Genomic DNA, 13,215 nt, shown 5'->3' on the forward strand with positions numbered 1-13,215 from the left:
TTGCCATGTCATCACCCTCTTATTTGGCGTACTGCGTGTCCAATTCAACTTTGTTTTGGCCGACTTGATCAACCCGCTTCAAGTCGCCTAGCAAAAGCGACTCCAGCGCATTGATTTGGTTAGTCAGTTGATCGTAGGTAGCCCAAATGTTCTTGACCTCTGGGACCTGCAAACCGGTAGATGATTTCTGCATGCCATTCTTGGAGTGGAGTCCACTCGCAGCCGCTTTCGCCAACGATAATTGACTCCCAAATTCGCCTTGATCAATACTGATTGGTCCAACACCCATGGCAATTTCCTCCCCTCAGTTAAAACGGTAATAACACATGTGTCTCGTTCTGGGACTGTAATGTCACAATGGCATCCTGAATGTCGTACTGCACCGCGCTAATATCTTGGGTGGTGGTCTGCTGATGATCTTCCGTGTTATGCAATGCTTGCAAGTAGTCTTGCTGATAATGATCTCCCGCCCAGACATTTGGACTGGCATGATCCAGACTGCTAATCTTGACGGCATTCCATTCGCCAAATAACTCGTTGATTTGACTCAGGGCTGCCTCTAATCGGGCAATCTTTTCGGCACGAATAGCATTGCGCCGGTCAATAGCCGCATTTTCGTCACTGACATCTTGCATCCTTTTCGCCAAATCCTTGGCGGCAGCTTCAACGCCTTCTAATAACCCCATTACTCATCATCCTCTCGTACTGCCGCAAAGGGATCATCATCGTTGTTTGGCTTTGGTGTTGTTGCCGCTTGACCGTTTTTTTCAGGGACTTGACCATCAAGTGAACCTTTTCCCGCATCAGCTAAAACAGCCAATGCCTCATTTAGCTGTTCAACCATGATTGTATCGTCATCGTCACTAAACCCTTTAAAGATTAAGCGGCTAATGTCTTCCTGATTGAAATAGACCAACTGATCTTCAACCAGCCCCTCTGGGTAAAGAATCGCGCCGTAATCATAATACTTGGTGCCGCCGTCTTCTTGGTTCAATTCAATCGCTCGTTGGACGATCACGATCCGCTTGATAACACCTGTTAACATCACCACAGAGCCTAGTGGCAAAAATTCTGTCTTCTCCATTTTTTGTTCCCCCATTTTTTCCTTCGGTAAGTGGATTCAACCAAATGTGCAACCGTAATTGGTATCGCTTTTACTGGGACTTTTAAAAAATGCCGATGCGGGTCTTATACCGCACCGGCATTTCAGCCCACCGTTAAAACGGTACCATTCGAATCTTATAAGTGAAACGACTGGGCATCCTGGGCATCGCGTTCTGCAACAGTCTGTGCGTATTTCACAAGCTGTTGATTGATCGATGCCAGCAACTCTTCAAATTTCTTCACTTCGCCCTCGAGTTGTGCATATTGCTCCAGGTATGCCTGGAAGGCTTGGCCCTTCCATTCTTCGGCAATTGTGTTGTTCATGTTGCCGACTTTTTGCAATGCCTGTTCAATTTCATCACGTGCTTGAAGGTAAACCTGAGCCTGCTGTGTGAGCTCTTCGGGTGTCACGGAAATTTGTCCGGCCATACTTGTACCTCTTCCCTTCATATTTCTAAGCAGTTTCCCCAAAAGTTCTCCTGAAAGTTGATTACGCCAACCGGATATCACAAGTGATTCAGTGAACATCCTCGAAATCATTCTATTCCAAATCCAGGAATATATAAAGCGCTTTTTTAACCCTTTTAGATTCTATTTTTACAAGTTATTTTTACAAAAAATGAATCATCTTATTGCCTATCCACGTCAGGTTTTCGGATAACGTATCGATCGTCGCTCCGGTCTAGTCCAAAGTATATTTTCAAATCGTTTTTACATATTTATAAAAAGGTCCGGACCATTTTCACAAGGTAATGATGATTTTTGCAAGGCAAAAAACCGTTTCCCGCTCGTGCTATAATAAACTAAGTATTTATCGTCCAATGTTTAAGGAAGGAAAACTATGTATACTTCGCCTTTGCTGCCCCGGGAAAAAGTATTCAGAGACCCGGTGCATAATTATATTCATGTCGAGCACAAAGTTATTCTCGACCTCATCAATACCACGGAATTCCAGCGGCTGCGCCGGATTAAGCAGTTGGGCACCAGCTCCTTCACGTTCCATGGTGCTGAGCACACGCGATTCACTCATTCTTTGGGTGTTTACGAATTAACCCGCCAGATCTGCAACAATTTCCAACAGAATTACCCGTCAAAGCACCCTGGTGACGGGTTGTGGAATGACGACGAAAATCGCTTAGTCGCGCTGTGTGCTGCCTTGCTCCACGATATCGGTCATGGGGCTTATTCGCATACCTTTGAGCATATCTTCGGGACGAACCATGAACATATCACGACGGAGATCCTCACTTCTCCGGAAACTGAAGTGAACCAGGTGCTTTCTTCCGTCGCCCCTGATTTCCCAGAAGCAGTAGCCAGTGTGATCGATCATACGTATCCCAATCCCCAAGTCGTCCAAATGATTTCCAGTCAAATTGATGCGGATCGAATGGACTATTTGCTGCGGGACGCTTATAACACGGGCACCAAATATGGTCTATTTGACGTGACGCGAATCTTGCGGGTAATGCGACCTTATGCCCAGGGTATTGCCTTTGAAAGTGACGGGATGCACGCGGTGGAAGACTATATCATTTGCCGCTTCCAGATGTATCAGCAGGTTTACTTCCATCCGGTTTCCCGGGGAATGGAGGTTGTCTTGGCCCACTTGCTGCAACGGGCTAAATATCTGTATGAACACCATCAGCTGGGTGAGCTGACCCCGACGCTGTTGATTCCGTTCTTTGAGAGCAACTTTAGTTTGCATGATTATCTCAATTTGGATGACGGTGTGCTTAATACCTACTTTATCTATTGGCGGGAAGATCCCGATGATGCGCTGCGGGATTTGGCCCATCGCTTCTTGGACCGTAAACCCTTCAAGTCCGTCACGTATTCCCAAGAGACGCGGGAGCTGATCCCCAAGATGCGCGAATTGATCGGGGCCGCTGGTTTCAATCCGGACTATTACTCGGCGCTCAATGACAGTTATGATTTACCCTATGATGCCTATGATCCGTCATCCAAAGAGCCAAAGACCCAGATTGAAATCATGGCGGAGGACGGCACGTTGAATGAGCTGTCCACCTTGAGTATGCTGGTGGCGGCCATCGCGGGCCGGTCCACGGGTGATGAGCGTTTCTACTTCCCTAAAGAGATGCTGGCGAAACAAGACGACAGCCTCTTCTCCCCCATTTATGACCAATTCCAGCGCTACATCCATAACGGTGCGCTGTCTTTTCCCAGAAAGGATGCTGATGATGAGTAAGTACCAAATCGTGGCCGTTGATCTGGACGGTACCTTGTTGAATGAACATAGTCAATTGAATCCGCGGACCATTGCCGCCGTGAAGGCTGCCAAGGAGCAAGGGGTCCATGTGGTCGTCTGCACTGGCCGGCCGCTCGCCGGGGTGCGGGACTTTCTGGCGCAATTGGATCTGCTTGATCCGGATGATTATGTGATCACCTTCAATGGGTCGTTGGTGCAAAAGACCAGCGATGAGGCCGTCTTGGTACGCCACACAATCTCCTTTACCGATTTCTTTGACCTGGAATATTTGGGCCGCAAGATGGGCGTGCACATGCACGCGGAGGACGACCATCATATGTACACCACCAATAAGAACATTTCTCCTTATTCTGTGGGTGAGAGCTACCTGACCCATATGCCGATTCGGTATCGGGCCATTGACGATTTCCCGGCCAGCAAACGTTTCTCGAAGGTCATGTTCATTGACGATCCGAAGCTGCTGGACGCCATGCAGGGTCAGATCCCGCAGAAATACTTAGATCGCTTCCGCTTTGTGCGCAGCGAGCCCTTCTTCCTGGAAGTCATCAACCCCAATGCCAGTAAAGGCAATGCCCTACGTGATCTAGCCAAACGGTTAGGGGTCGCCAAGGAAGCCGTCATGGCCTTCGGGGACCAGGGTAACGATATTAGTATGTTAGAGTTTGCCGGCACCGGGGTCGCTATGGCCAACGCCATTCCAGAGGTCAAAGAAACAGCCCAGATCACCACCGCCTCCAACATTGAAGACGGGGTGGCCCAGGCCATTGAAAAGTATGTGCTCAATTAATTATCATGAGGGCCGCACGCCCTGGGTTTGTAACCACTGATCCAGTGCCCAGCGGTGGGATGCCCGTTTTAACGCAAACTGTGCCGTAATAATCGGCTGCCACGTCAGTATATTAAAGTCCTCCAACGGGGGGGCTATTTTTTTATACCCGGTTGTGGCAAAAAAGTAGCCAGGATTGTAAAAAGCGGTGCGCCGATGGCGGGAATAGTAGTAATCCGCCGCCTCGCCCAAGTAAGTTGCGGGCGGGATGGCAATGCCGAATTCCTCCCGTAATTCCCGGGTCAATGTTGCCTGCTGGTCTTCCCCGGCCTCCATGCCGCCGCCGGGTAAAATCAATGCGCCGTTGGGCGCAATCAACACCAGAATCCGCTGCCGATCGGCGTCGGGAATCACCACATAAGCACCGGTCCGGGTGGCATAAGACATGCCCGCTGGCAACTGGCCAAAAGTCGGTATCGCCATCTGCATCACTTTCCTTTCTTCGTCCGCAAACTGGTCTGGAGAATCCGCAACACTTGTTGCAGTTTCTCCAGTGTGGACTGATCCACCATTTGTTTTGCCCCGTTTTGTCCACTGTAAAGCAGGTCATTCACATTTTCAACTAACCCGGTCAAACTATCCGGCGGCAGATCATAGGTCGTGGTGAACCGCTGGTAATAGGCGGTGATTGTCTCGCCGACTGGGCGGGGCAAGAAGGCCGTGACGACCCGGTCAAAGAGACGGAAAACGCGGGCCAAATCGCCATTTGTCAGGTGGCGCAACCGCCAGCTGGTCCACATGATCAACACCCGCCGCCGCTGCCAGAACAAGAGCCCCGCACTGAGGGCCGCTACTCCCGCCGCAATCCCGGCGATGAGCCAGCCAGAATAATCATTGGTGGTCGTGGTGGTGTCACTGGTACTGCTGACGCTGCTGCGGGCGGCCTGTGAGACGCTGCGACTGACTGAACTGGTACTGCTGCTGGAGCTGGCTGAACTGGCGGTACTGCTGCTGCTGGCCGATGGTGTATCAGATTCATTCGCTGTTTGCTTCCGCTCGTCAGGATTGGTGAATCCGGGGGTCGGCTCAAAGGGCACCCAGCCGATATCGGTAAAGTAAACCTCTGGCCAGGAATGGGCGGCAGAATTGAGAATTTGATACTGGGAGCGGCCGCCGCTGGCGATACCCACCGGATTGCCGCCGTTAAACCCTTTGGCCCATCTTGCCGGAATCCCGAGACTGCGCAGCATCACGATCATGGCCGTAGAATAGTTGTCGCAGTACCCAGTTTTACTATCGAACAGAAAATAGTCCACATAATCTCGCCCACTGGGCGTTCGCGGGGTATCCACTTTGGAATATAGCAGATCCATATTATCCCGCAGGTAATCGCGGATCGCCGTCACTTGACTATAATAAGTTGTCTTATTCCGCACAATCCGGGCCGCCAGATCCTTAGTGCGTTTCGTCACACTACGGGGCAGTTCCAGATCTCGGGAAAAAGCACTGGTTCCTTGGTCAATCGTAGGGTTCGGCGCATTGACGAGCTGGCTGGTGGTGTAATTGTATTTTTCATAGGTGGCAGTAATACGATTCACCGCCGCAAACGACCGACTGCGCCCGCCGGTGAACAATCGATTGCGGTTCCCTGCCCAGCCGACAAACACATTGGTGGTTTGCCGATCAACAGAATTCAGCGTAATGGCGCCATAGGGCAGCGGGACAAAATCGCTGGCGTCGGTGAACGTCATGGATAAGTTGTGTTTGGTGGCGGCCGTCTTCGACGTCATCCCGGCAATCGGCAATTGCGCCGGTAACCCCCGCAACCGCTCATAATCAGTCAGCACGCTGGTTTCCCAGCCCTTCCCGGTGTAGTCGTCCTTGGTCTCCACTCGCCAATAATGATCTTCATAATCCACTGCGGTGAAGACCACTGAATTATCATCAAATAGCGGGCCGCCTAAAGTTGTATCGTTCTCGCTGAAACCGGTCCGGGCTGAACCGGCACCAAACCGTTCCAACGATTGGAAAAAGCCGGCGGTGTTCAATCGATCCCGCAAAGCGCTGGTGTTATTCACCAGCGGCGCCGTGACGTTGGCCAAATAAGTATTTTGATTGGCCGCCAGCTGCATCAGCCCCACTGCCGCTAGCGCCGTGACCACCCCGGCAATGGTGACCGGCCAGCGGGGCCGATCTGCCATCAACTGGCGCACCACGGCCAGGACACTGGCCACAGTCATTAATAACATCACCGTGGTCGTCAAGTCATCGCCGTTGAACACATTCACGGCCACAAGATAGGCCACCAACGCTAACGCCGTGACCAACCAGATATCGTAACGCACATAGAGAATCGTGAGTGCGGCAATGGCCAGTAAAATGAGCACTAAACTCAACAGTGACGGCACTGTCGCGGCGGTCGCCCCAAGATAACTGGCAATACTGTCACTCAGCCGGTTAATCGTTTGCTCGGCCCAGGCCACTGTGATGCCGCCCCGGCCGGGAAACAACGCGTACACAATGCCGATCATGGCCAGGGGCAGCGTCAGGAAAGTGAGCGGCCACCACCGTCGGCCCAATCGCCACGGCAGGACGCAGACAATCGCCACCAGAACAAAGAGCATGAGCGGCCACTCGGCGCGCAAGTGATTGACCCGGACAAATGTCGGCATGGTGATCATAATCATCGCCGCATGTAAAAGAATGCCCCCGACGACTAAGAAAGGCTGGCGTAATTGTCTCATACCGCACTCACCTGCTTTCTCCGATCTGGCCAAACCAGCGTGCCATCAGTCCCAATTTGAATTTGCACAGGGTGGACGCCGGCCGGCAGTTCGGGGCGTCTTGACCCCAGTGTAACCACTTTGGCCCCCTGCATTTGGCCCGTACCGGCTCCTGCCCAGGCAGCCAATTTTTCCGCCGGCTGATAAGCCGCCGCAACAGCCGGGGCCAGGCGATGGGCTGTTTGCCACACTCCCTGGTCATCCGGCCACCAATATTGGACATTGGTCCAATTGGCCGTGGCTTGTTGGAGGGTATAAAACAACGCCCAGGTTTGTTCATCAAAGTGAGGACGATCCTGACTGAACAAAATGTGGATAAAAGGCGTCGGTTCCGGCAGCAGTTCCCGAATCATCGGATGGCCGGTGCGGGCAGTGATCTGCCAATCAATGACCCCCAACGGATCACCAGGGACATAGGGTCGAAACCCTTTTAAACTATACGGGTCTGCTAGCCCGCTTTGCTGCCGGGCGCGTAATGCATTCAAAGCGGGCAATACCTTGGCAGCTAAAGCCGGCTCGGCGGCCGGGACGACCATAATATCCACCGGTACCCGCAATCGCCGGCCGCGGCGCAACAGGCCAAACAGATCGCTGGCGGCAGTATCCACCGTTAAATGACTGAAGACCCCCCGGGGCAACTGGGCGTGCCACTGATCCGGTACCGGTCGTTTACCCAGTAGCAACAATGGGGACTGCCACCCCTGCTGATCCCGGACTTGCACTTGAGTCAGCCACTGCCACCAATGCTTCATGCGCACCTGCGCCGTGAGTTGGAAGGGCTGATTAGCCACAGCTTGGCGCGGGGCCACCTGCCAATGAATGCTCCCCAGCGGCCACACCATCTGACTAACGCAGAGGATAAAAATGAACACCATGCCATACCAGATGGCCCACACCATGGCCGAGTTAAAAATAGCCGCCAAAAAGAAGCTGGCGACCACGACCAGGATAAAAAATATGTTGCCGAGCCAGTGCTTGATTCGATTCCTCATGGCATTCACTCCACTGGGACAGTGGTGGTACGCAGAATATCCTGCAAAATTGCGGGCACCGGATCGACCTCGCCATTACTGCCTTGGTTGAGGATCAACCGGTGATGGAAAGTCGGCGCCAAAACGGCCTGCACGTCATCCGGCAGGACATACTCCCGCCCCATGCAAAGCGCGTACGCCTTAGCGGCACTGACCAGGGCCATGCCGCCCCGGGGAGAGATTCCCAGGCGGACCCGGGGATCTTGGCGGGTGGCATCAATCAGCCGCCAAATGTAGTCGATCAATGCATCGCTCACATGGACCGTCGCCGCCATTTGCTTCAAATTCTTCAGATCATCGGTGGCAATCACCGGTGCAATATCGTGAATGTGGGCGGCCGGATCGGCGCCGATAAGCAGCTGCTGCTCCGCACGGCGATCGGGGTAACCCAATGACAGACGGAACAAGAACCGGTCGATTTGGGCTTCCGGCAATGGATAAGTACCCTCATAATCTGTGGGATTCTGGGTCGCCAGCACAAAGAAGTCCGGGCTTAAATCATACGTGGTCCCATCCACCGTCACCCGCCGCTCCGCCATAGCTTCCAGCAAGGCCGCTTGTGCACGGGGCGTGGCCCGATTAATTTCATCCGCTAAGAGGACCGTGGTAAACACAGGTCCCTCGCGGAAGGAAAAGTCGTGGCGGCTCTCATCGTAAATGGTGACCCCAATGATGTCGCTGGGCAGTAAATCCGGTGTAAATTGAATCCGCTGAAAAGGGAGCTGGAGGGCATTGGCCAAGGAGCGCACCAGCGTGGTCTTTCCCACCCCGGGAATATCTTCAAACAACACATGTCCGCCCGCCAGCATCGCCGCAATGGTCAACATAATTTCATGGGGTTTGCCAATGACCGTCTCGGCCACGTTGGCGGCAATTTGATCGATACACTGCTTTGCACTGACACTATCTGAAATAATCACGGCCCGCACTTCGCTTTCTGATAAATTCTCTTCGATACTCTTATTGTACCGGATTTATTTAAAAATGTGGCATTTACGGATGCGCCATCCCCGCTCGACTCGATATACTATAGATATACAATAGAAGGAGGCAAAATAAATGATCAAGGAATTCAAAGAATTCATTTCCCGAGGCAGTGTGATCGATCTGGCCATCGGGGTATTAATCGGCGGTGCGTTCAATGCCGTCGTCGCCGCATTGAATACGACATTACTGTCACCGCTAATTGGCTTGTTTTTAGGCGGCGTTAACTTACAAAACAGCTTAATTTTCAAGGTGGGATCGGCCCAATTCAAAGTCGGAGCCTTCCTGCAATCCGCCATCACCTTTTTAATCACTGCTTTCGTCATCTTCCTGATCGTCAAAGCGATGAATAAGTTGCGACCACCTAAAGAGGCCGCTCCGGTTGGACCCACCGAAACAGATTATCTCAAAGAAATCCGCGATCTGCTGGCCACCAAAGAAACCAATCAGCCAGAATAAAAAACAGCCTCTTCCCAGCAAATAATTTGCTTGAAAGAGGCTGTTTTCATATCCCAGATTCAAATTAGGACTGATTTTGCAACTGGTGCTGAATCCCAAACAACGGGCTGACCGGTTCATTTTCGTAAATGCGGACAATGGCTTCGCCGAGCAGCTTAGCGACAGAAACAATGACCATCTTGTCGATCATCTTTTCTGGCGGCAACTGAATGGAGTCTGTGACGACCAAGCGCTTAATCGCTGAGTTCTTGATCCGCTCAATGGCTGGGCCGGACAGTACCGGGTGGGTACAGCTGGCATACACTTCAGTCGCACCGGCATCGGCCAGTGCTTGGGAAGCTAAGGTGATTGTCCCGGCGGTATCAATCATATCGTCGATAATGATTGCTCGCTTACCTTCGACATGGCCGATGATATTCATGACTTCGGCCACATTGGCCCGGGGCCGGCGTTTATCAATAATTGCCAGCGGTGTCTTCAAGAATTCGGCCACTTTCCGGGCCCGGGTCACACCACCATGATCCGGTGAAACAACGACCGCATTCTCATTCAGATGATGCTGCAAGAAGTAGTTCGCTAACAGCGGGGCGCCCATCATGTGGTCCACTGGAATATCGAAGAACCCTTGGATTTGAGCAGCATGCAGGTCCAGTGCCAAAATTCGATCGGCCCCCGCCCGTTGCAGCATGTTGGCCACCAATTTGGCGGTAATCGGCTCCCGGGCGCGGGACTTGCGGTCCTGGCGGGCATAACCATAATACGGGATGACCGCATTGATGGTGCGGGCACTGGCCCGGCGTAATGCATCAATCATGATCAACAATTCCATCAAATTATCATTGACCGGACCAGAGGTGGACTGAATCAAGAAAACGTCCGCACCTCGGATACTCTCATCGATGTTGATTTGGATCTCCCCATCTGAAAAACGATTGACAGATGATTTACCCAACTGGACACCCACGGCCTTGGCAATTTTTTCTGCCAATGGCTTATTGGAGTTCAATGCAAAGATCTTTAACTTCTCACCGAAGCGATTCGTAACCATGTTAGCCTCCATACATTTTGTCAACGCTGCTACTTCCACTCGTCACTCTGGCTGAGCGGCAACTTATCCCAGTAGTTATCTTTGTTTACTTGCCGCGCCCGGGCAATGCCCATGGCGTGGTATGGTAAGTCTTTGGTAATGGTCGAGCCGGCGGCGATAAACGAGTGGTCGGCAATGTCCACCGGCGCCACCACGTTAGAGTTACTGCCAATAAAGGCTTTATCGCCCACCTTGGAATGCCACTTCTTGACCCCATCGTAGTTCACGAAGACCACACCGCAACCAATGTTAATGTCTGTCCCGAGAGTTGCGTCACCGACATAGGACAAGTGACCCATCTTGGTGCGGGCCCCCAGGGTCGCATTCTTCACTTCGCAGAAGTTGCCGATGTGCACATCCTCACCGATGTCGGCTTGGGGCCGCAAGTGTGAATGCGGTCCAATGTCGCTGCCCTTGCGCATAATGGCATGTTCGATCGTGGAGCTAGTGATTTTTACATTATCCTCAATGGTGGCATCAATCAGTAGAGAGTGCGCACCCACCACACAGTGACTGCCAATGGTGGTATTTCCTTGAATTTGGACACCGGGTTCAATGATGGTATCCTGGCCGATTTTAGCCCCCACATCAATGTAGGTGGTATCGGGGTCGATCATGGACACACCAGCCATCATGAATTCAGTGTTGATCCGATGCTGCATCACCTTAGTGGCGTTAGCTAATGCCACCCGGTCGTTAACACCCATGGACTCTTCAAAGTCTTTCATGCGGTAAGCGGCAATAATCCCGCCCGCCTGACGAATGATACTGATCACATCGGTCAAGTAATATTCACCCTGAGCGTTATTATTTTTCACCTGGCGCAGTGCTTCGAAAAGAGCCTGGTTGTCAAAACAGTAGACCCCGGTATTGATTTCTTGGATGGCGGCTTCTTCGTGGTTGGTATCTTTTTGTTCCACGATACGTTCAACGATACCCAAATCATTCCGAATGATCCGGCCATAGCCAGTCGGATCAGGGGCGGTGGCGGTCAAAATGGTCGCCTTGGCCCCCTTTTCCGTGTGGTACTGCAGCAGTTTGTTAAATGTCGCCGCCGTGAGGAGCGGTGTATCACCGCTGACCACGAGTGTCACGCCGTGTTTGTCGGCGAGCACCGGCGCTGTTTGCAATACCGCGTGGCCGGTCCCGAGCTGTTCCGGTTGATCGACATATTCTGTCCGATCGCCCAGTGTGTCTTTGACTGCTTGGGCGCCGTGGCCAACAACTGTAATGATCTTCTTCGGTTGGACTTGGCTCACTTGTGTAAGCACGTGTTCGACCATCGTCCGGCCGCAAATCTTATGCAGCACTTTGTGGACATCCGACTTCATGCGAGTGCCCATACCTGCGGCTAAGATGACGACATACCTTGGTTCCATTAAGAAACCCCCTAAATTTAGAAAGAGTGTGGCGTTGAGGCAAAAGTTGGTATCCCGAGTGCCGTGTCAATGCTGCGCAAGCTCCGGTGAAATGGGGCTGCGACGCGCAGCTAGTGCGTAGCCGCAGGCGTAGCAAGTGGTGACGGCGGTTTGAGCCCGCAAAGTGCGCGGTCTCAAACACGCCTAACAGCATATAATCTTGGCCAAAACCGGGCCAAGATTATATGCTGTTTCCACCACTGAGCCCCATTTCACCTCCGATTGCTCCGCATTGCCACTAATCTTGTTGGGATTCCTACTTTTGTCGCAACTCCGATACTAGTTTGGACATACATCCTTATAATACAGGAAAACTGAGTGGTCTGCCATACGAAGCAGGCTCTGTCAACGGTTTCCTGAATGGAAAACATCGGCAGAGCCTGGTGATTATGAATGAGTGGCGACTGGTTGGGCTAATTCATCTAAGAAAGTTGTGTTGTCCAAATAATTACCAGGATTGGCCACAATGGTTTGTTCTTGGGTGTTCACATCATCGACCCGTAAGAGTGACGAATAGTTGGAGACCATTGGTTTGCCGGAGAAAATGGCTTCGGCAAAGACAGCAATGCCCACTAATTCGGCGTCGAATTCATTGATTAGGGTGCGCATTCCGTTGACGGTGCCGCCGCCCTTCATGAAATCGTCCACGACCAAGACTTTGGCACCCTCGCGTAATGACCGTTTGGACAATTCCATTTTTTCAATCCGATTGCTGGAGCCGGAGACATAATTGACACTAACGGTGGATCCTTCAGTGACTTTGGAGTCCCGGCGAACGATGACGAAAGGAATATTCAAGTAGCTAGCGGTGGCTTGGGCGATGGGAATTCCCTTGGTGGCCACGGTCATGACGACGTCCACAGGTTTGCGGACGTATTGGGTGGCGATTAATCGACCAATATCATTTAAAATAGTGGGCTGGCCCAGTAGGTCAGAGAGATACACATAGCCACCAGGCAGCAGCCGTTCTTTCTCGGCTAAGCGTTGGGCCGCGTTTTGTAAGAATGTTTCCGCAAACTCCCGGGTCACTGCGGGAATGTAGCGGACACCGCCAGCAGCACCGGGAACGGTTTGGAGAATGCCGGTACCGCGCGCAGCGAAGGTGCGTTTGACGATAGCGAGGTCTTCACTGATGGATGACTTGGCAGACTCGTAACGGGCGGCGAAGAAAGTCAGGGGGATCAGCGTCCGGGGGCGGCTCATGAGGTACTGGGTGATGTCGATTAATCGTTCACTACGTTTTACTTTCATTATGCAATTCCTTTCGGTCTCAATTCCGAGTGTTTGCTCTATTTTCCATGTAAACGTTCGGAATGTCAAGAGTGAACGTGAGATTGGACACAAAAACTGGGACAA

Annotated in this window: 14 protein-coding genes; 3 read left to right on the top strand and 11 right to left on the bottom strand. The window is 52.1% G+C overall.

Translation table 11 applies throughout. From position 1 onward, the window contains the following. Positions 1-19: 19 nt before the first annotated feature. The 4 genes from FD09_RS11005 to FD09_RS11020 form a co-directional block, all read right to left on the bottom strand. On the bottom strand, positions 20-289 hold the full coding sequence (locus FD09_RS11005) for a hypothetical protein (protein WP_057821310.1): 270 nt from the start codon (positions 287-289) through the stop codon (positions 20-22). A gap of 19 nt (positions 290-308) precedes the next feature. Continuing rightward, positions 309-686 carry a hypothetical protein gene (locus tag FD09_RS11010; RefSeq protein ID WP_057821312.1) on the bottom strand — a complete coding sequence of 126 codons (378 nt, stop codon included), beginning with the start codon at positions 684-686 and terminating at the stop codon, positions 309-311. Then, complete coding sequence (locus tag FD09_RS11015; RefSeq protein ID WP_057821314.1) at positions 686-1,084, bottom strand: DUF4176 domain-containing protein; 399 nt, start codon at positions 1,082-1,084, stop codon at positions 686-688. Before FD09_RS11015 ends, FD09_RS11010 begins: the two co-directional genes overlap by 1 nt. Before the next feature lie 155 nt (positions 1,085-1,239). Further along, positions 1,240-1,533: a WXG100 family type VII secretion target gene (locus tag FD09_RS11020; protein ID WP_057821316.1), complete on the bottom strand. Its 294-nt coding sequence runs from the start codon at positions 1,531-1,533 to the stop codon at positions 1,240-1,242. 412 nt (positions 1,534-1,945) lie between these two features. Between FD09_RS11020 and FD09_RS11025 the strand changes: the two genes are divergently transcribed. Continuing rightward, positions 1,946-3,310: an HD domain-containing protein gene (locus FD09_RS11025; RefSeq protein ID WP_057821318.1), complete on the top strand. Its 1,365-nt coding sequence runs from the start codon at positions 1,946-1,948 to the stop codon at positions 3,308-3,310. Next, positions 3,303-4,118: a sugar-phosphatase gene (gene yidA, locus FD09_RS11030; protein WP_057821488.1), complete on the top strand. Its 816-nt coding sequence runs from the start codon at positions 3,303-3,305 to the stop codon at positions 4,116-4,118. The genes FD09_RS11025 and yidA overlap by 8 nt, the downstream gene beginning before the upstream one ends. A gap of 3 nt (positions 4,119-4,121) precedes the next feature. On the opposite strand, the gene FD09_RS11035 is transcribed toward yidA, so the two are convergent. From FD09_RS11035 to FD09_RS11050, 4 genes are read right to left on the bottom strand one after another with little or no spacing between them, the layout of a single operon-like run. After that, positions 4,122-4,580 carry an NUDIX domain-containing protein gene (locus FD09_RS11035; RefSeq protein ID WP_057821490.1) on the bottom strand — a complete coding sequence of 153 codons (459 nt, stop codon included), beginning with the start codon at positions 4,578-4,580 and terminating at the stop codon, positions 4,122-4,124. A gap of 5 nt (positions 4,581-4,585) precedes the next feature. Continuing rightward, the gene (locus FD09_RS11040; protein WP_057821320.1) at positions 4,586-6,841 is read right to left on the bottom strand and encodes a transglutaminase TgpA family protein; all 2,256 of its coding nucleotides are present in this window, start codon (positions 6,839-6,841) and stop codon (positions 4,586-4,588) included. Further along, complete coding sequence (locus tag FD09_RS11045; protein ID WP_057821322.1) at positions 6,838-7,872, bottom strand: DUF58 domain-containing protein; 1,035 nt, start codon at positions 7,870-7,872, stop codon at positions 6,838-6,840. The genes FD09_RS11040 and FD09_RS11045 overlap by 4 nt, the downstream gene beginning before the upstream one ends. Positions 7,873-7,877: 5 nt before the next feature. Then, a complete protein-coding gene (locus FD09_RS11050; protein WP_057821493.1) occupies positions 7,878-8,825 on the bottom strand; it encodes an AAA family ATPase in 948 nt (315 codons plus the stop codon). Between the two features lie 145 nt (positions 8,826-8,970). On the opposite strand from FD09_RS11050, the gene mscL reads away from it, so the two are divergent. Further along, positions 8,971-9,354 (top strand): large conductance mechanosensitive channel protein MscL, encoded by a 384-nt coding sequence (gene mscL / locus FD09_RS11055; RefSeq protein ID WP_057821323.1) that lies wholly within the window; start codon positions 8,971-8,973, stop codon positions 9,352-9,354. Positions 9,355-9,418: 64 nt separating this feature from the next. Here mscL and FD09_RS11060 read toward each other — a convergent pair whose 3' ends face one another. From FD09_RS11060 to purR, 3 genes are all read right to left on the bottom strand, one after another. After that, positions 9,419-10,402 (bottom strand): ribose-phosphate diphosphokinase, encoded by a 984-nt coding sequence (locus FD09_RS11060; protein ID WP_057821325.1) that lies wholly within the window; start codon positions 10,400-10,402, stop codon positions 9,419-9,421. 29 nt (positions 10,403-10,431) lie between these two features. Beyond that, positions 10,432-11,820: a bifunctional UDP-N-acetylglucosamine diphosphorylase/glucosamine-1-phosphate N-acetyltransferase GlmU gene (glmU, locus tag FD09_RS11065; protein ID WP_057821326.1), complete on the bottom strand. Its 1,389-nt coding sequence runs from the start codon at positions 11,818-11,820 to the stop codon at positions 10,432-10,434. Between the two features lie 426 nt (positions 11,821-12,246). Next, a complete protein-coding gene (gene purR / locus FD09_RS11070) occupies positions 12,247-13,110 on the bottom strand; it encodes a pur operon repressor (protein WP_057821328.1) in 864 nt (287 codons plus the stop codon). Positions 13,111-13,215: the final 105 nt, after the last annotated feature.

This window comes from Schleiferilactobacillus perolens DSM 12744, assembly GCF_001435585.1.
GTDB classification, from domain to species: Bacteria; Bacillota; Bacilli; order Lactobacillales; family Lactobacillaceae; genus Schleiferilactobacillus; species Schleiferilactobacillus perolens.

What these genes read in the sequence shown, in the direction of transcription:
- FD09_RS11005 (WP_057821310.1), bottom strand. Translation starts at nt 289, where the DNA reads ATGGGTGTTGGACCAATCAGTATTGATCAAGGCGAATTTGGGAGTCAA.
- FD09_RS11010 (WP_057821312.1), bottom strand. Translation starts at nt 686, where the DNA reads ATGGGGTTATTAGAAGGCGTTGAAGCTGCCGCCAAGGATTTGGCGAAA.
- FD09_RS11015 (WP_057821314.1), bottom strand. Translation starts at nt 1,084, where the DNA reads ATGGAGAAGACAGAATTTTTGCCACTAGGCTCTGTGGTGATGTTAACA.
- FD09_RS11020 (WP_057821316.1), bottom strand. Translation starts at nt 1,533, where the DNA reads ATGGCCGGACAAATTTCCGTGACACCCGAAGAGCTCACACAGCAGGCT.
- FD09_RS11025 (WP_057821318.1), top strand. Translation starts at nt 1,946, where the DNA reads ATGTATACTTCGCCTTTGCTGCCCCGGGAAAAAGTATTCAGAGACCCG.
- yidA (WP_057821488.1), top strand. Translation starts at nt 3,303, where the DNA reads ATGAGTAAGTACCAAATCGTGGCCGTTGATCTGGACGGTACCTTGTTG.
- FD09_RS11035 (WP_057821490.1), bottom strand. Translation starts at nt 4,580, where the DNA reads ATGGCGATACCGACTTTTGGCCAGTTGCCAGCGGGCATGTCTTATGCC.
- FD09_RS11040 (WP_057821320.1), bottom strand. Translation starts at nt 6,841, where the DNA reads ATGAGACAATTACGCCAGCCTTTCTTAGTCGTCGGGGGCATTCTTTTA.
- FD09_RS11045 (WP_057821322.1), bottom strand. Translation starts at nt 7,872, where the DNA reads ATGAGGAATCGAATCAAGCACTGGCTCGGCAACATATTTTTTATCCTG.
- mscL (WP_057821323.1), top strand. Translation starts at nt 8,971, where the DNA reads ATGATCAAGGAATTCAAAGAATTCATTTCCCGAGGCAGTGTGATCGAT.
- FD09_RS11060 (WP_057821325.1), bottom strand. Translation starts at nt 10,402, where the DNA reads ATGGTTACGAATCGCTTCGGTGAGAAGTTAAAGATCTTTGCATTGAAC.
- glmU (WP_057821326.1), bottom strand. Translation starts at nt 11,820, where the DNA reads ATGGAACCAAGGTATGTCGTCATCTTAGCCGCAGGTATGGGCACTCGC.
- purR (WP_057821328.1), bottom strand. Translation starts at nt 13,110, where the DNA reads ATGAAAGTAAAACGTAGTGAACGATTAATCGACATCACCCAGTACCTC.